Annotated in this window: 1 protein-coding gene; it reads left to right on the forward strand. The window is 61.9% G+C overall.

Annotation, left to right across the window (positions count from 1 at the left end; genetic code table 11):
- The coding region (map, locus tag GC098_RS03060) for a type I methionyl aminopeptidase (RefSeq protein ID WP_171640867.1) at positions 1-575 on the forward strand (575 nt) is incomplete at both ends.

The following is a 575-nucleotide window of genomic DNA, read 5'->3' on the forward strand; positions in this document are numbered from 1 at the left end:
AAGCACGGCGCCAAGCCCTACACGAAGGGCTACAAGGGCTATCAATATGCGACCTGTGCCTCCGTCAACGACGTGATCGCGCATGGCTTTCCTAGAGATAAGCCACTTGAGGAGGGCGATATCGTGACGATCGACACGGTCGCGGAGCTCGACGGCTGGCTCGGCGATTCAGCCTGGAGCTATGCGGTCGGGAAGATCTCGCCGACAGCCGAGAAACTGATGCGCGTCACGAAGGAATGCCTTGACCTCGGTATCGCGCAGGCGCAGCCCGGCAATCGGCTCGGCGACGTGACGAGCGCCATCCAGCGGCATGCCGAACCGAACGGATTCGGCGTCGTGCGTGACCTACTCGCGCATGGCATCGGCCGGGACCTGCACGAGGCGCCGAACTATATGCATGTCGGCAAACCCGGCAAAGGCCTCCGCATCAAGGAAGGCATGGTGTTCACGATCGAGCCAATGATCACCGAAGGCACCTACTACATGACAATCGATCCGGACGGCTGGACCGCGCGGACGCTGGACCGCAAGCTCGCCGCCCAATACGAGCATACGATCGCCATCACGGCTGAAGG

Source organism: Paenibacillus phytorum (assembly GCF_013141715.1).
GTDB classification, from domain to species: domain Bacteria; phylum Bacillota; class Bacilli; order Paenibacillales; family NBRC-103111; genus Paenibacillus_E; species Paenibacillus_E phytorum.